Below are 15,090 nucleotides of genomic sequence, written 5' to 3' on the forward strand. Positions count from 1 at the left end.
ATCCGCACTTCATCCGTCATCGAGACGTTCTGAAACTCTTCCGTCCGAGTGAACTTTCAGGCACCTCGCGGACACACAGTGACCACTCTCGATAACCTGACAGCACACCTTTCACAGCATCCCCTGCCACGCCACATGTGACGCGAGGACCCACGCTGCCCGCCCACCGTCTCCCGTATCTCCCCAAGCCCCTCGACGCCTTCAACGCGGCACCCGCCGACGAGGCACGCGCCCTCCTGCTGCACTGCCTGCGCAGCCTGCGCTGGGCCCACCGGGTCGCGGACCACCGCCCCTACCCCGACCTGGACTCCCTCCTGGCCGCGGCGGACGAGGCGGCCTACGACCTGTCACCGGGTGACCTGTCGGAGGCCTTGGCCGGCGAGTCCCTCCCGGACCTGCCCGAGGACACCTATTCGGCGGCCCACATGGCCCTGAGCGCGGCCCACGCGGCCTACGAGGCCAGATTCGGACACGCGTTCGTCATCTACCTGGGCGACACCCACCCGGACGAATCCCTCGACCGCACCCTCGAAGCGATCCGCTCCCGGCTGACGAACGATCCCGAGGAAGAACGGGTCATAGCGGCAGAGGAACTCCGGCGCCTGGCAAGAAGCAGACTGGGCACCTGCCTAGGGGGCGCGAGGCTGCATCCATCTGCGGCTCCGCCGCGGAGCGCGACCAGTCCAAACGCACCCGGCAAATAACCGGACACACCATCCCAGTAGCCGCCCGGCGCCTAACCCATCCGGTGCCAATTTGATCACACAAGGTAGGCCCCCCGTAAAGCACAGCGCAGCGCATGGCTACGATGCTGGGGGCCGGTGGACCGTACCCGGCCGGGCCCGCCCGACACCGAAGCCGGCGCGGCCCCAATCCCCGCTCCCGGAGGGACTTCCGTGCCGGCTGGAACGCTGTACCGCGGCCGGGAAGGAATGTGGTCCTGGGTGGCTCACCGAGTCACCGGCGTCCTCATTTTCTTCTTCCTGTTCGTTCACGTGCTGGACACCGCTCTCGTGCGTGTCTCCCCCGAGGACTACGACAAGGTCGTAGCCACGTACAAGACGCCGATCGTCGCGCTGCTGGAGTACGGCCTCGTCGCCGCCATCCTCTTCCACGCGCTCAACGGCCTGCGTGTCATCGCCGTCGACTTCTGGTCGAAGGGTCCGCGCTACCAGAAGCAGATGTTCTGGACCGTGATGGGTGTCTGGGTCGTCCTGATGGCCGGCGCGATCTACCCGGTCCTCGGCCACGCCGCCCGCGTTCTCTTTGGGAGCTGACGCCGATGTCCACGACTGAAACCACCGCGTCCGGCGTCGGCCCCGTCGAGGGCGCCCCCGTCTACACCGTCGACAACCCGGCCCCGCTGATCGAGGCGCCGCGCAAGCGGACCAAGAAGTCCCCGAAGTCGACCCGGGGCAACTTCGAGCTGGCCGCCTGGCTGTTCATGCGCCTGTCCGGCATCGTGCTGGTCATCCTGGTCATCGGCCACCTGCTGATCCAGCTCGTGCTGGACGGCGGTGTCTCCAAGATCGGCTTCGCCTTCGTGGCCGGCCGCTGGGCGTCCCCCTGGTGGCAGGTCTGGGACCTGCTGATGCTGTGGCTCGCGATGCTGCACGGCGCCAACGGCCTGCGCACGGTCATCAACGACTACGCCGAGCGGCCTGCGTCCCGCATGTGGCTGAAGGCCCTGCTGTACACCGCCACGGTGTGGACCATCCTGCTGGGCACGCTGGTGATCTTCACCTTCGACCCGAACATCCGCTAGGCACGGGGCTGCGAGAATCATGAAGATCCACAAGTACGACACCGTCATCGTCGGCGCCGGTGGCGCGGGCATGCGCGCCGCCATCGAGGCGACGAAGCGCAGCCGCACCGCCGTGCTGACCAAGCTCTACCCCACCCGCTCCCACACGGGCGCCGCGCAGGGCGGTATGGCCGCCGCGCTCGCCAACGTGGAGGAGGACAACTGGGAGTGGCACACCTTCGACACGGTCAAGGGCGGTGACTACCTGGTCGACCAGGACGCCGCCGAGATCCTGGCGAAGGAGGCCATCGACGCCGTCCTCGACCTGGAGAAGATGGGCCTGCCGTTCAACCGGACCCCGAACGGCACCATCGACCAGCGCCGCTTCGGCGGTCACTCCCGCAACCACGGCGAGGCGCCGGTCCGCCGGTCCTGCTACGCCGCGGACCGCACCGGCCACATGATCCTCCAGACGCTGTACCAGAACTGCGTCAAGGAGGGCGTGGAGTTCTTCAACGAGTTCTACGTCCTGGACCAGCTGATCACCGAGGTCGACGGGGTCAAGCGCTCCGCCGGTGTGGTCGCCTACGAGCTGGCGACCGGTGAGATCCACGTCTTCCAGGCGAAGGCCGTCATCTACGCCTCCGGCGGCTGCGGCAAGTTCTTCAAGGTGACCTCCAACGCGCACACCCTCACCGGTGACGGCCAGGCCGCCGTCTACCGCCGGGGTCTGCCGCTGGAGGACATGGAGTTCTTCCAGTTCCACCCGACCGGCATCTGGCGCATGGGCATCCTGCTCACCGAGGGCGCCCGTGGTGAGGGCGGCATCCTGCGCAACAAGGACGGCGAGCGCTTCATGGAGAAGTACGCTCCCGTCATGAAGGACCTGGCGTCCCGTGACGTCGTGTCCCGCTCCATCTACACGGAGATCCGCGAGGGCCGCGGCTGTGGTCCCGAGGGCGACCACGTCTACCTCGACCTGACCCACCTGCCGCCGGAGCAGCTGGACGCCAAGCTGCCGGACATCACCGAGTTCGCGCGCACCTACCTCGGTATCGAGCCGTACACGGACCCGATCCCGATCCAGCCGACCGCGCACTACGCGATGGGCGGCATCCCGACCAACGTCGAGGGTGAGGTCCTCGCGGACAACACCACCGTCGTCCCGGGTCTGTACGCGGCCGGCGAGGTCGCCTGTGTCTCCGTGCACGGCGCCAACCGCCTCGGCACCAACTCGCTGCTGGACATCAACGTCTTCGGCCGCCGTGCGGGCATCGCAGCCGCCGAGTACGCGCACACGACGGACTACGTCGAGCTGCCGGAGAACCCGGAGTCCTTCGTCGTCGAGCAGATCGAGCGGCTGCGGGGCTCCACCGGCACCGAGCGGGTGGCCACCCTGCGCCGCGAGCTGCAGGAGACCATGGACGCCAACGTCATGGTGTTCCGCACCGAGCAGACGATCAAGACGGCGGTCGAGAAGATCGCCGAGCTGCGCGAGCGCTACAAGAACGTGGCGATCCAGGACAAGGGCAAGCGGTTCAACACCGACCTGCTGGAGGCCATCGAGCTGGGCAACCTGCTGGACCTGGCCGAGGTCATGGCCGTCTCGGCGCTGGCCCGCAAGGAGTCCCGCGGCGGTCACTACCGCGAGGACTACCCGAACCGCGACGACGTCAACTTCATGCGCCACACCATGGCGTACCGCGAGGTCGGCGCCGACGGCTCGGAAACCGTCCGTCTCGACTACAAGCCGGTCGTCCAGACCCGCTACCAGCCGATGGAGCGTAAGTACTGATGGCTACCCCTGTTCTGGACAAGGAAGAGGCGGCCGGCAAGCCCGAGCCCGGTTTCGCCGACTCCCCCTACATCACGGTCACCTTCCGGGTCCGCCGGTTCAACCCGGAGGTCTCGGCCGAGGCGACCTGGGAAGACTTCCAGCTGGAGATCGACCCGAAGGAGCGTGTCCTCGACGGCCTCCACAAGATCAAGTGGGACATCGACGGCACCCTCACCTTCCGCCGTTCGTGCGCCCACGGCATCTGCGGCTCGGACGCGATGCGGATCAACGGCAAGAACCGCCTTGCCTGCAAGACGCTGATCAAGGACATCAACCCCGAGAAGCCGATCACGATCGAGCCCATCAAGGGCCTGACGGTCCTGAAGGACCTGGTCGTGGACATGGAGCCGTTCTTCCAGGCGTACCGGGACGTCATGCCGTTCCTGGTCACCAAGGACACGAACGAGCCGACCCGTGAGCGGCTTCAGTCGGCCGAGGACCGCGAGCGCTTCGACGACACCACCAAGTGCATCCTGTGCGCCGCGTGCACGTCGTCCTGCCCGGTGTTCTGGAACGACGGCCAGTACTTCGGTCCAGCCGCGATCGTGAACGCCCACCGCTTCATCTTCGACAGCCGTGACGAGGCGGGCGAGCAGCGCCTGGAGATCCTGAACGACCGTGACGGCGTGTGGCGTTGCCGTACGACCTTCAACTGCACGGACGCCTGCCCGCGCGGTATCGAGGTCACCAAGGCGATCCAGGAAGTGAAGCGCGCGCTGATCACGCGCCGCTACTGATCGTCCCGGCACCCCCCGAGGGCCCTGCTTCCGAGTGTTCGGAAGCAGGGCCCTCGGGCGTTTTTGTCGGATTTCACCGCTCGACGGCTCTAATGTGACGACATGTCAGACGACGAGTCGTACGAACTGCTCGGTTTCGACAACGTGCTGCTCCCCGTCGGCGATCTCGGCGAGGCCGTCGGGTTCTACGAGCGGGCCGGGTTCAGTGTCGAGTTCCGGTTCGACGAGGGCGGGATCGCCCTGCTGAAGATCGGCAAGGAGACCCCGGGGATCCTGCTGTGCGCCGAGGAGACCCTGGGGCACCGGTCGCCGCCCTGGCCCGCGCCGCGCATCTGGCTGGAGGTGCCGGACGCGCGAGCGGCGGCGCGGGGACTGGTCGCCGCCGGTGTCGCGCCGCTGGACGAGGTGCTCCCAGTGGCCACCGGCTGGGCCGTGGAGATCGCCGACCCCTGGGGCAACGTCCTCGGGTTCACGGACTACAGCAAACGCCCGGAACTGGGGCGCAGAAGCTGAGCGCGATTGAGTTGAACATGTTCAAATACGGGGCTACAGTCATCCCTGTCAGCGTTTTGAACGTGTTCAAGAAGGGGTGGGGGCATGGACCGCACGGTCATCGCCTACGTCATCTACCTGGTCGTCAGCATCGCGCTGACCATCTGGGTGGCCCGCACGCTCAGCCACAACGGCCGGATCTTCCTGGCCGACGTGCTGCGCGGCAACGAGAAGCTCGCGGATGCCGTCAACCACCTCCTGGTCGTCGGCTTCTACCTGGTCAACCTCGGCTTCGTGGCGCTGTACCTGAGCGGGGACGAGACGATCGAGGACACCCGCGGCATCTTCGAGGCCCTGTCGACCAAGCTGGGCGTGGTCCTGCTGGTGCTCGGCGTGATGCACCTGGGCAACGTGTACGTGCTCAACCGGATCCGGCGGCGCGGGATCATGGAGCGCGAGGAGCGGCCGCCGGTCGACCCGCAGGAGTGGATCGCCCCGGCGGCCGGGGCGTGACCGCCATGACCACCACTGAGGACCGGGGCGTCACGGGGGGCGTCCCGGTCCGCCGGCTCACCGTCCTGTACGACGCCGAGTGCGGGCTGTGCACCCATCTGCGGGACTGGCTCACCCGGCAGCCGCAGCTGGTGCCGCTGGACCTGGTGCCGGCCGGCTCGGACCGGGCCCGGGCCCGCTTCCCCGGGCTCAACCACGCGGCCACGCTCGACGAGGTCACCGTCGTCGGCGACTTCGGCCAGGTCTACCGGGGCTCCCGTGCCTGGATCGTCGTCCTGTGGGCCCTGCGCGAGCACCGGCCCCTCGCCCACCGGCTGAGCACCCCGTCCGGCGCCCGGCTCGCCCGCGGCGCGGTGCTGGCGGCGGCGAAGTGGCGGGGTGCGCAGCGGCCGGACCCCGGGTGGAACTGGGGCGGGACGGCCTACCGGCGGCAGGACGGGTGGGTCTACCGTCCGGACACCGGCTGGAGCTTCGAGCCGCCCGCCTGCTCCGGCGGAGCCCGCGCCACCGGTTAGGCGGCCCTTCTGCCGTACTCGTTAGGCTCTTCTACCGTGCCCGCGAAGAACGACGGCCCCGAGACGGCCGGCTCCCCCAGCAGCAAGTCCGAGCAGACCCGCGCGCTGATCCTGGAGACCGCGATGCGGTTGTTCCAGGAGCGCGGGTACGACAAGACCACCATGCGGGCCATCGCCAAGGAGGCCGGGGTCTCCGTCGGCAACGCCTACTACTACTTCGAGGGCAAGGAACACCTGATTCAGGGCTTCTACGACCGGATCGCCGCCGAGCACCAGCGAGCGGTCCGCGAGGTCCTGGACCGGGAGACCGACCTGGAGGCACGGCTCGCGGGCGTGCTGACCGTCTGGCTCGACATCGCCCGGCCGTACCACGAGTTCGCCGTGCAGTTCTTCAAGAACGCCGCCGACCCCGACAGCCCGCTCAGCCCCTTCTCCCCGGAGAGCGCACCCGCCCGCGAGCAGGCGATCGCCGTCCACCGGGAGGTGCTGGCCGGTTCCAAGTCCAAGGTCGCCCCCGAACTGCGGGAGGTCCTCCCGGAGTTGATGTGGCTCTCCCAGATGGGGCTGGTCCTGTACTGGGTCTTCGACCGGACGGAAGGGCGCGAGCGCAGCTACCGGCTGGCCCGGCGCGGCGCCCGGCTGACCGCCCGCGGGGTGGCGCTCGCCCGCTTCCGTGTGCTGCGCCCCCTGGTCCTGGAGGTCCATGAGCTGTTCACGGACTTCCTGCCCGGGATGACCCGGGCGCTGCCCGATCCCAGGACCAGGAGGAGCGGCGAGGGCTGATCAGATCCAGTTCAGCCGCCACAGGCGGAAGACGCCCGTGCCGTCGTCCAGATACTGGCTGCCGCCCACGTCCTCGGTGCTGACCACGTACTCCTTGCGCTGCCACAGCGGGATCAGCGGGACGTCCTGGGCGACGTCCGCCTGGATGTCCCTGAAGTCGCTCGCGGCCCGGCTGCGGTCGGCGTACTGCTGGCTGTCCAGGATGAGATGGTCGACCAGCTTGTTGCTGTACCCGGTGCTCATCGTGGAGCCGGTGCCGACGAGCGCGGCGCCGAAGGTGTCCGGGTCGGGGTAGTCGGGCACCCAGCCGACCGCCCACGCGTCCATCTTCCCGTTGGCCCAGCGCTTTTGGAAGTCGGTCCACTCGTACCCCTGGACGTCCACCTTGAACAGGCCGCCGGCTTCCAGCTGCTGCTTCAGCGCCGCGGCCTCCTGCTCGCCGACGCCCCGGTTCTTCCCGTAGCCGAAGGTGAACCGGACGGGCAGGGACACCCCGGCCTGGGTGAGCAGCGCCCGCGCCTTCTGCACGCTCTGCGCCGGGTAGTCGTCGAAGAAGGACGTGGTGTGGCCGGTGATGCCGGCCGGGATCAGCGAGTACAGCGGGTCGACCGTGCCCTCGTAGACCGTCGAGGCGAGCTGCTCGCGGTTGACCAGCCAGGCCATCGCGCGGCGCACCCGCACGTCGTGCAAGGGGGAGTCGGCGCGCGTGTTGAGGTACAGGTTGCGGGTCTCGGCGCTGTCGGACTCGGTGACCCGCTTGTTGGGGTCGCTCGGGTTCAGCGCGGAGAGCACGCTCGGCGGCAGCTCCCGGGTGGCGACGTCGACCTGCCCGGCCTTCCAGGCGCTGTCGAGCTTCGCGGAGTCGGCGTAGTAACGCAGCTCGATCGGGCGGCCGGAGCCGCTGAGGTAGCCCATGTAGTGGCTGTTCGGCTGGAGTACGGCCTTCTGGTCCTTGGTATACGACGAGAGCGTGTACGGACCGGTGCCGTCGACGGCGGTGCCGGTGCGCAGCGAGTCGGCCGGGTACTTGTCCTTGTCCACGATCGCCCCGGCGCCCGTGGCGACCTTCAGCGGCCAGGTGGCGTCCGCGGACGACAGATGGAACGTGACGGTCGTCGCGCTGTCGGCGGTCACCGAGGCGAGCGTGGAGAACAGCGACGCCGGGCCGACATCGGAGTTGATCTTCTTGACCCGGTCGAACGAGTACTTCACGTCCTCGGCCGTCATCGCGCGTCCGCTCGGGAAGGTGATCCCGGGGCGGAGTGTGCACTGGTACGTCCGCAGACCACTGCCTTCGAAGGCGCAGCTCTTCGCCGCGTCCGGGACCGGCTCGACGCCGCCCGGCTCGAACGTCAGCAGCGACTGGAAGACATTGCTGAACAAGGCCCAGGAACCGGCGTCGTAGGCGCCCGCCGGGTCGAGGTCCGTGACGGCGTCCGTCGTACCGACCGAGATGGTCTTGTTCTTGTTGCCCTGCGACGGCAGAAGCTGCCAGCCGCCGATTCCCGCGACCGCGAGCACAAGCAGTGTCACGAGAACGCGCATGCGAACAGATCGCATGGTGGTGCCCTCCCCAGGCCCCTTCAAAGGCCCTACCCCTGGCCAGCACGATTTCGCCACTCCCCTAGTGGCGCGGCTCACCTAATCACACGGGTTTCGCCTGGGGGAAGGGCTTTCTGACCAGATGGGGAAAGAACTTACCGAGGCGTTGTTTCCCCCGGGTTTCACGGCGTCTTCACAGGCGCGGGAGCGGTTCCGCGGCTATGACGTCCGGCGCAGTGCGCGCAGTCCGCGCAACCCGATGACCCCGATGGCCGTCCCCAATACGAAGGAAACGACCGCGAGCAGCAGGTGCACCCAGAAGTACGCGGTCGGGTGCCCGTTGTCGAAGGCCAGCCCACTGCTGTCCTTGACCAGGTTCTTGACGAAAGTGACCCAGATGACCCAGGACCACACCCCGAACGCGAGCAGGAACCAGGAGACCGGGCGGCTGAGCTTCATGCGACCAGTATTGCCGCTCGCCGTTCCGTTCCGTGTCGGGGGTGAGGTCGGTCATGGAACTCCACAGCCGACAAAAGGTACTTTTTCGACCGTGCTTGCTCCGAAGAAGATCGGCCCGCGATCGCTGCTGGCCACCTCCGCCACCCTGCTGTCCCTCTCCGTCACCGCGCCCGCCGCCCTCGCCGCCCCGGCCCCCTCCACGAGCCCGGCGGCCACCCCCCCGGCTCATATGTCGACCGTGGGCGGCGAGCGGCTGGGGCAGCCCGGCACGCAGGTCGATCTCGCGCCCGATGTCCCGGTACTGCCGAAGGACCTCACCGCGCGGTCATGGATCGTCACCGACGCCGAGTCCGGCCAGGTGCTCGCCGCGCACAACGCGCACTGGCGGCTGCCCCCGGCGAGCACGCTGAAGATGCTGTTCGCGGACACCCTGCTGCCCCGCTTCCCGAGGGACGAGAGGCACAAGGTGGCGCCGTCCGACCTCGCGGGCATGGGCGCCGGCTCCAGCGTGGTCGGGATAAAGGAGGGGCACACCTACTCCGTCCACGACCTGTGGCTCGGGGTCTTCCTGCGCTCGGGCAACGACGCCGTGCACACACTGGCCGCGATGAACCACGGTGTCCCGCAGACCGTCAAGGACATGCAGGACCACGCCGACGAACTGCAGGCCCTGGACACGCACGTGGTCTCGCCCGACGGCTACGACGAGCCGGGGCAGCTGTCGTCGGCGTACGACCTGACGCTGTTCGCCCGGTCCGGGCTGCAGAAGAAGGACTTCCGCGACTACTGCTCGACCGTCAGCGCCAGGTTCGAGTCGGGCGAGATCCGCAACACCAACCGACTGCTGAGCGGCGACAGCGACGTGCCCGTCTACCAGGGCATCGCGGGCGTGAAGAACGGCAACACCACCAACGCGGGCGCCACCTTCACCGGGGTCGCCGAGCGGGGCGGCCGGGTGCTGCTCGTCACCGTGATGCACCCGGAGAAGCGCGCGCACAACGAGGTCTACAAGGAGACCGCCAAGCTGTTCGACTGGGGCTTCCAGGCGGCCGGCAAGGTCAGGCCGGTGGGTGAGCTGGTACCGCCGAAGAGCGCCCTGCCGAGCCCGGGGGCCGGCACCTCCGCCGGGAACTCCACGGGCGGCGACGGCTCCGGCGCCAAGCCGGTGGCGGGTGCCACCACCGGCTCCGGCTCGGGCATCGGCACCGCCGCGGCCATCACGGGCGGGGTGCTGGTGCTGCTCGCGGGCGCGGCGTTCCTGATCAATCGCCGGTGGCCGCTGCCGGACCTGATGCGCCGCCGGCCACGTCCGTGACGTCGGCGCCTTCGGCCTCCGTGCTGTCCGTCGCCGTCCAGGAGGCGCAGAACAGGATCAGTTTCGCGGTGAAGTTGATCCACAGCAGCAGCGCCACGGGGACGCCGAACGCGCCGTACATGCTCTTCGCGGCGACTCCCTGGATATAGCCGCTGAGCAGCAGTTTCAGCAGTTCGAAGCCGACCGCGCCGAGCAGTGCGGCCACCACCAGGCGGCGGCGCGGCGGCTCGACACCGGGCAGCAGGGTCAGGACGTAGAGCAGGACGAGGAAGTCGCCGAGCACGGCGACGGCGAACGCGGCGATCCGCAGCAGCACACTGCCCCAGCCGTGCTCGGCCAGGCCGAGGTTGCGCGACACGACGCCGACGGCGGCCGAGGCGAGCGTGGACGCGGCGAGCGTGATCAGCAGGGACCCGCCGAGGCCGAGCAGGATGCCGGCATCCTTGGCCTTGGCCACCACCGGGTTCTGCTGCTGGTCCGGCAGCTCCCACACCGCGCGCAGACAGTCCCGGGTCTGGCCGACCCAGCCGATGCCGGTGAGCAGCAGCACGGCGCCCGCGATGACGCCGACGGTACCGGCGTTGTGGACGAGCGAGGTGAGGTCCAGTTGGCTGGAGACGACGCCGGGGAACTGCTCGGCGATCTTGTGCTCGACGGTCTTCTGGCGGTCCGGGCTGAGCGTGGCCGCGCTGACCGCGGCGACCAGGGTGAGCAGCGGGAACAGCGCCACGAAGCTGATGAACGTCATGGCGGCGGCCAGCCGCGTCCACTTCACCCGGTCCAGCCGTTCGTAACAGTGCCACGCGTGCGTCTCCATCAGCCGGACCACGAGCGGCCCGATGCCGGGGAGTCTCTTCAGCCAGTCCATGATCCGTTCCTGCCCCCGACCGCGCGCTCGTAAGACATCCCACTAATCACCCATTGTGTGGAGCGGGCGAATGTTCAGTAACAATCCCTCATATAGGGACGATACGGTCAACGGCATGCCTGGAGACACCGCCTTCGGCCTCCCCCAGTCCCTGCTCGTCCTCGGCGGCACGTCCGAGATCGCGCTGGCCGCCACGCGCCGGCTGATCGCCCGCCGCACCCGCACGGTGTGGCTCGCGGGCCGCCCGTCACCGGCCCTGGAACAGGCCGCCGAGAGTCTGCGCGCGCTCGGCGCGGACACCCGCACCGTCGCCTTCGACGCCCTCGACCCCGAGTCCCACGAGGCCGTCCTCGGCAAGGTCTTCGCCGAGGGCGACATCGACATGGTGCTGCTGGCCTTCGGCATCCTCGGCGACCAGGCCCACGACGAACGTGAGCCGGTACGGGCCGTCCAGGTCGCCCGGACCAACTACACCGGAGCCGTCTCCGCCGGCCTGGTCGCCGGCCGCGCGCTGCAGACCCAGGGGCACGGCTCCCTCGTGGTGCTGTCCTCCGTCGCCGGCGAGCGGGCCCGCCGGGCCGACTTCATCTACGGCTCCAGCAAGGCCGGCCTCGACACCTTCGCCCAGGGCCTCGGCGACGCCCTGCACGGCACGGGCGTGCACGTCATGGTCGTGCGGCCCGGGTACGTCAGGGGCGAGGGGCTGCTTTCGACGACCCCGGAGGCGGTGGCCACGGCGATCGAACTGGGCTTGCGCAGGCGGTCGGAGGTGGTGTGGGTGCCGGGGGCGCTGCGGCTGGTGATGGCGGCGCTGCGGCACCTGCCGAGGGCGCTGTTCCGACGGCTGCCCGTCTGAGGGCTTGCCAGGCCCTGTCGTCACATTCCCGTCGTCCGCCCGCCGAGCAGGCGGGAAGTTGACGGCAGGGCCTACGACACCGCGCTGCGGCCCACCCCACGGAGCGCACCGGCCTGCGGCGGGACCACGGATCCCCCGAACGTGTACTCCCGCAACTTGCGCCACACCCCGTCGGCGCCCTGCTCGTAGAGCGCGAACCCCGTGCACGGCCACTGCGCGTCGAATCCGGCCAGTTCCTCGAACGCGCGGTCCATCGCTTCGTCGTCGATGCCGTGCGCGACGGTGACATGCGGGTGGTACGGGAACTGCAGCTCACGCGCCACCGGCCCGGAAGCGTCCCGCACGCGCTGCTGCAGCAGGGTGCAGTCCTCGGCGCCCTGGACGACACGGACGTAGACCACCGGGGACAGCGGACGGAACGTGCCCGTGCCGGACAGTCGCATCGGGAACGGCCGCCCGGCCGCGGCGACCTCGGTGAGGTGCGCCTCGACGGCCGGCAGCTCGCTCTCGTCGACCTCGGTCGGCGGCAGCAGCGTGACATGCGTGGGGATACCGTGAGCCGCGGCGTCGCCGAAGCCCGCGCGCCGCTCCTGGAGCAGGCTGCCGTGAGGCTCCGGGACCGCGATCGAGACGCCGATCGTTACGGTCCCCACGTCGTCTCCTGTCGTGTGTCTGTTTTTGTCTCGTCCGTCGGCTATCGACTGTACGGCTATGGCCGCCCTGTGGGCAGGCGCGGCGGAAGTGATGTGCAGCGCTCTGCCCCGTAGGACGTGTGTACGGTCGTGCGCCTCAGCGCCGGTCCGTGCGACTGTGTGCCGGTCCGTACGTGCTCAGTGCTTCGCCGGCAGGAAACCGACGCGCTCGTACGCCTGCGCGAGGGTCTCCGCGGCGACCGCGCGCGCCTTCTCCGCGCCCTTGGCGAGGATCGAGTCGAGCGTCTCGGAGTCGTCCAGGTACTGCTGGGTGCGCTCCCGGAACGGCGTCACGAACTCGACCATGACCTCGGCCAGGTCCGTCTTGAGGGCGCCGTACATCTTGCCCTCGTACTCCCGCTCCAGGTCGGCGATCGACTTGCCGGTGAGCGTGGAGTAGATGGTGAGGAGGTTCGACACGCCCGGCTTGTTCTCCGTGTCGTAGCGGATCACGGTGTCGGTGTCGGTGACGGCGCTCTTGACCTTCTTGGCGGTGGTCTTCGGCTCGTCGAGCAGATTGATGAGGCCCTTCGGCGTGGACGCCGACTTGCTCATCTTGATCGACGGTTCCTGCAGGTCGTAGATCTTCGCCGTCTCCTTGAGGATGTACGGCGACGGGATGGTGAACGTCTGCCCGAAGCGGCCGTTGAAGCGCTCGGCCAGGTCGCGGGTCAGCTCGATGTGCTGGCGCTGGTCCTCGCCGACCGGCACCTCGTTCGCCTGGTAGAGGAGGATGTCGGCGACCTGGAGGATCGGGTAGGTGAACAGGCCGACGGAGGCGCGGTCGGCGCCCTGCTTGGCGGACTTGTCCTTGAACTGGGTCATGCGGCTGGCCTCGCCGAAACCGGTGAGGCAGTTCATGATCCAGGCGAGCTGGGCGTGCTCGGGGACGTGGCTCTGGACGAAGAGGGTGCAGCGGTCCGGGTCCAGACCGGCGGCCAGCAGCTGCGCGGCGGCGAGCCGGGTGTTGCCGCGCAGCTCCTTCGGGTCCTGCGGGACCGTGATCGCGTGCAGGTCGACGACCATGTAGAACGCGTCGTGGGTCTCCTGCAGGGCCACCCACTGGCGGACGGCGCCGAGGTAGTTGCCGAGGTGGAACGAGCCGGCGGTGGGCTGGATGCCGGAGAGCACGCGGGGGCGGTCAGCAGTGGCCATGTTTTTCATTGTCGCAGAGAGCACGGGGGGTTCTGTGCGAGGGCAACTGCGCGTGGTCCGTGGTTCCTCGCGCCCGCGCGGCGGAGCCGCATGTCGAATGCAGCCCCGCCGCCCCTTCCAGGGCGCTTCAGCCGAGGTCGACCTGCGGATACAGCGGGAAGCCCGCCACCAGGTCCGTCGCCCGCCCGGCGATTTCCTGGGCGACCTTCTCGTCCAGGACGTGGGCCGCCTTGGACGGGGCACCCGACTTGGTGGTGCCCGCCTCGGTGGTGGTGAGGACGCGGTCGATCAGGCCCGCCACCTCGTCCATCTCGGCGGTGCCGAGGCCGCGGGTGGTCAGGGCCGGCGTGCCGATGCGGATGCCGGAGGTGTACCAGGCGCCGTTGGGGTCGGCCGGGATGGCGTTGCGGTTGGTGACGATGCCCGAGTCGAGGAGGGCCGCTTCGGCCTGGCGGCCGGTGAGCCCGTAGGAGGTGGCGACGTCGATCAGGTTGAGGTGGTTGTCCGTGCCGCCGGTGACCAGGGTGGCGCCGCGCCGCATCAGGCCCTCGGCCAGGGCGCGGGAGTTGTCGACGATGCGCTGGGCGTAGTCCTGGAAGGCGGGCTGCCGCGCCTCGGCGAGGGCGACGGCCTTGGCGGCCATGACGTGCGGCAGCGGGCCGCCGAGGACCATCGGGCAGCCGCGGTCGACCTGGTCCTTGAGGGAGTCGTCGCACAGGACCATGCCGCCGCGCGGGCCGCGCAGCGACTTGTGGGTGGTGGTGGTGACGATCTGGGCGTGCGGGATCGGGTCGAAGTCGCCGGTGAGGACCTTGCCGGCGACGAGGCCCGCGAAGTGCGCCATGTCGACCATCAGGGTCGCGCCGACCTCGTCGGCGATCTCGCGCATGACGCGGAAGTTCACCAGACGGGGGTAGGCCGAGTAGCCGGCGACGATGATCAGCGGCTTGAACTCGCGAGCCTGGGCGCGCAGGGCGTCGTAGTCGATCAGGCCAGTGGCCGGGTCGGTGCCGTAGGAGCGCTGGTCGAACATCTTGCCGGAGATGTTCGGGCGGAAGCCGTGGGTGAGGTGGCCGCCGGCGTCCAGGGACATGCCGAGCATGCGCTGGTTGCCGAAGGCCTGCCGCAGCTCGGCCCAGTCGGCCTCGGTCAGGTCGTTGACCTGGCGGGCGCCGGTCTTCTCCAGGAAGGGCGCCTCGACCCGGTCGGCGAGGACGGCCCAGAAGGCGACGAGGTTGGCGTCGATGCCGGAGTGCGGCTGGACGTAGGCGTGGCGGGCGCCGAAGAGTTCGCGGGCGTGCTCGGCGGCCAGGGCCTCCACGGTGTCGACGTTGCGGCAGCCGGCGTAGAAGCGGCGGCCGACGGTGCCCTCGGCGTACTTGTCGCTGAACCAGTTGCCCATCGCCAGCAGGGTGGCCGGGGAGGCGTAGTTCTCGGAGGCGATCAGCTTGAGCATCTGGCGCTGGTCGGCGACCTCCTGGCCGATGGCGTCGGCGACGCGCGGTTCCACGGCGCGGATGACGTCGAGGGCGGCGCGGAAGGCGGTGGACTCGGTGGAGAGGGACTGCTGCTCTGGCATGAG

General features: G+C 69.3%; 17 protein-coding genes. 11 read left to right on the forward strand and 6 right to left on the reverse strand.

The window, feature by feature from the left end:
* Positions 1-137: 137 nt before the first annotated feature.
* The 9 genes from ACWCQS_RS02120 to ACWCQS_RS02160 all read left to right on the forward strand — a co-directional run bounded on the left by ACWCQS_RS02120 (position 138) and on the right by ACWCQS_RS02160 (position 6,621).
* The gene (locus ACWCQS_RS02120; RefSeq protein ID WP_451002690.1) at positions 138-704 is read left to right on the forward strand and encodes a 2-oxo-4-hydroxy-4-carboxy-5-ureidoimidazoline decarboxylase; all 567 of its coding nucleotides are present in this window, start codon (positions 138-140) and stop codon (positions 702-704) included.
* A 192-nt stretch (positions 705-896) separates the two neighbouring features.
* A complete protein-coding gene (gene sdhC / locus ACWCQS_RS02125; protein WP_076087831.1) occupies positions 897-1,277 on the forward strand; it encodes a succinate dehydrogenase, cytochrome b556 subunit in 381 nt (126 codons plus the stop codon).
* Between the two features lie 5 nt (positions 1,278-1,282).
* Complete coding sequence (locus tag ACWCQS_RS02130; protein WP_451002691.1) at positions 1,283-1,765, forward strand: succinate dehydrogenase hydrophobic membrane anchor subunit; 483 nt, start codon at positions 1,283-1,285, stop codon at positions 1,763-1,765.
* Positions 1,766-1,784: 19 nt separating this feature from the next.
* Entirely contained in the window at positions 1,785-3,539 is a 1,755-nt protein-coding gene (gene sdhA / locus ACWCQS_RS02135; protein ID WP_450981581.1) for a succinate dehydrogenase flavoprotein subunit, read from the forward strand.
* Entirely contained in the window at positions 3,539-4,318 is a 780-nt protein-coding gene (locus ACWCQS_RS02140) for a succinate dehydrogenase iron-sulfur subunit (protein WP_451002692.1), read from the forward strand. The genes sdhA and ACWCQS_RS02140 overlap by 1 nt, the downstream gene beginning before the upstream one ends.
* 102 nt (positions 4,319-4,420) lie before the next feature.
* The gene (locus ACWCQS_RS02145; protein WP_451002693.1) at positions 4,421-4,831 is read left to right on the forward strand and encodes a VOC family protein; all 411 of its coding nucleotides are present in this window, start codon (positions 4,421-4,423) and stop codon (positions 4,829-4,831) included.
* Between the two features lie 84 nt (positions 4,832-4,915).
* Positions 4,916-5,323 (forward strand): hypothetical protein, encoded by a 408-nt coding sequence (locus ACWCQS_RS02150; protein WP_451002694.1) that lies wholly within the window; start codon positions 4,916-4,918, stop codon positions 5,321-5,323.
* Positions 5,324-5,328: 5 nt separating this feature from the next.
* Complete coding sequence (locus tag ACWCQS_RS02155; RefSeq protein WP_451002695.1) at positions 5,329-5,838, forward strand: thiol-disulfide oxidoreductase DCC family protein; 510 nt, start codon at positions 5,329-5,331, stop codon at positions 5,836-5,838.
* Positions 5,839-5,874: 36 nt separating this feature from the next.
* Complete coding sequence (locus ACWCQS_RS02160) at positions 5,875-6,621, forward strand: TetR family transcriptional regulator (RefSeq protein WP_451002696.1); 747 nt, start codon at positions 5,875-5,877, stop codon at positions 6,619-6,621.
* Here the strand turns inward: ACWCQS_RS02160 and ACWCQS_RS02165 are convergent, their stop codons facing one another.
* Both ACWCQS_RS02165 and ACWCQS_RS02170 read right to left on the reverse strand, forming a co-directional pair.
* Positions 6,622-8,166: an ABC transporter substrate-binding protein gene (locus ACWCQS_RS02165; RefSeq protein ID WP_451002697.1), complete on the reverse strand. Its 1,545-nt coding sequence runs from the start codon at positions 8,164-8,166 to the stop codon at positions 6,622-6,624.
* 216 nt (positions 8,167-8,382) lie between these two features.
* A complete protein-coding gene (locus ACWCQS_RS02170; protein WP_388619897.1) occupies positions 8,383-8,622 on the reverse strand; it encodes an SCO4848 family membrane protein in 240 nt (79 codons plus the stop codon).
* A 91-nt stretch (positions 8,623-8,713) separates the two neighbouring features.
* Here ACWCQS_RS02170 and ACWCQS_RS02175 point away from each other — a divergent pair, with 91 nt between their 5' ends.
* Entirely contained in the window at positions 8,714-9,937 is a 1,224-nt protein-coding gene (locus tag ACWCQS_RS02175; protein ID WP_451002698.1) for a D-alanyl-D-alanine carboxypeptidase family protein, read from the forward strand.
* Here the strand turns inward: ACWCQS_RS02175 and ACWCQS_RS02180 are convergent.
* The gene (locus tag ACWCQS_RS02180) at positions 9,885-10,805 is read right to left on the reverse strand and encodes a YihY/virulence factor BrkB family protein (protein WP_451002699.1); all 921 of its coding nucleotides are present in this window, start codon (positions 10,803-10,805) and stop codon (positions 9,885-9,887) included. The genes ACWCQS_RS02175 and ACWCQS_RS02180 overlap by 53 nt on opposite strands.
* 115 nt (positions 10,806-10,920) lie before the next feature.
* On the opposite strand from ACWCQS_RS02180, the gene ACWCQS_RS02185 reads away from it, so the two are divergent.
* A complete protein-coding gene (locus ACWCQS_RS02185; RefSeq protein ID WP_451002700.1) occupies positions 10,921-11,661 on the forward strand; it encodes a decaprenylphospho-beta-D-erythro-pentofuranosid-2-ulose 2-reductase in 741 nt (246 codons plus the stop codon).
* Between the two features lie 71 nt (positions 11,662-11,732).
* Here the strand turns inward: ACWCQS_RS02185 and ACWCQS_RS02190 are convergent, their stop codons facing one another.
* From ACWCQS_RS02190 to ACWCQS_RS02200, 3 genes are all read right to left on the reverse strand, one after another.
* Entirely contained in the window at positions 11,733-12,314 is a 582-nt protein-coding gene (locus tag ACWCQS_RS02190; protein WP_451002701.1) for a 2'-5' RNA ligase family protein, read from the reverse strand.
* Between the two features lie 177 nt (positions 12,315-12,491).
* The gene (gene trpS, locus ACWCQS_RS02195) at positions 12,492-13,508 is read right to left on the reverse strand and encodes a tryptophan--tRNA ligase (RefSeq protein WP_451002702.1); all 1,017 of its coding nucleotides are present in this window, start codon (positions 13,506-13,508) and stop codon (positions 12,492-12,494) included.
* A 127-nt stretch (positions 13,509-13,635) separates the two neighbouring features.
* The gene (locus tag ACWCQS_RS02200) at positions 13,636-15,087 is read right to left on the reverse strand and encodes a glycine hydroxymethyltransferase (RefSeq protein ID WP_451002703.1); all 1,452 of its coding nucleotides are present in this window, start codon (positions 15,085-15,087) and stop codon (positions 13,636-13,638) included.
* Positions 15,088-15,090 lie beyond the last annotated feature (3 nt).

It is taken from the genome of Streptomyces sp. NPDC002076 (assembly GCF_053593835.1).

Bases quoted from the DNA above. Each gene is read 5' to 3' on its own strand.
- ACWCQS_RS02165 (WP_451002697.1), bottom strand. From the start codon at position 8,166: ATGCGCGTTCTCGTGACACTGCTTGTGCTCGCGGTCGCGGGAATCGGC.
- ACWCQS_RS02185 (WP_451002700.1), top strand. From the start codon at position 10,921: ATGCCTGGAGACACCGCCTTCGGCCTCCCCCAGTCCCTGCTCGTCCTC.
- ACWCQS_RS02130 (WP_451002691.1), top strand. From the start codon at position 1,283: ATGTCCACGACTGAAACCACCGCGTCCGGCGTCGGCCCCGTCGAGGGC.
- ACWCQS_RS02180 (WP_451002699.1), bottom strand. From the start codon at position 10,805: ATGGACTGGCTGAAGAGACTCCCCGGCATCGGGCCGCTCGTGGTCCGG.
- ACWCQS_RS02155 (WP_451002695.1), top strand. From the start codon at position 5,329: ATGACCACCACTGAGGACCGGGGCGTCACGGGGGGCGTCCCGGTCCGC.
- ACWCQS_RS02140 (WP_451002692.1), top strand. From the start codon at position 3,539: ATGGCTACCCCTGTTCTGGACAAGGAAGAGGCGGCCGGCAAGCCCGAG.
- ACWCQS_RS02170 (WP_388619897.1), bottom strand. From the start codon at position 8,622: ATGAAGCTCAGCCGCCCGGTCTCCTGGTTCCTGCTCGCGTTCGGGGTG.
- ACWCQS_RS02145 (WP_451002693.1), top strand. From the start codon at position 4,421: ATGTCAGACGACGAGTCGTACGAACTGCTCGGTTTCGACAACGTGCTG.
- trpS (WP_451002702.1), bottom strand. From the start codon at position 13,508: ATGGCCACTGCTGACCGCCCCCGCGTGCTCTCCGGCATCCAGCCCACC.
- sdhA (WP_450981581.1), top strand. From the start codon at position 1,785: ATGAAGATCCACAAGTACGACACCGTCATCGTCGGCGCCGGTGGCGCG.
- ACWCQS_RS02150 (WP_451002694.1), top strand. From the start codon at position 4,916: ATGGACCGCACGGTCATCGCCTACGTCATCTACCTGGTCGTCAGCATC.
- ACWCQS_RS02200 (WP_451002703.1), bottom strand. From the start codon at position 15,087: ATGCCAGAGCAGCAGTCCCTCTCCACCGAGTCCACCGCCTTCCGCGCC.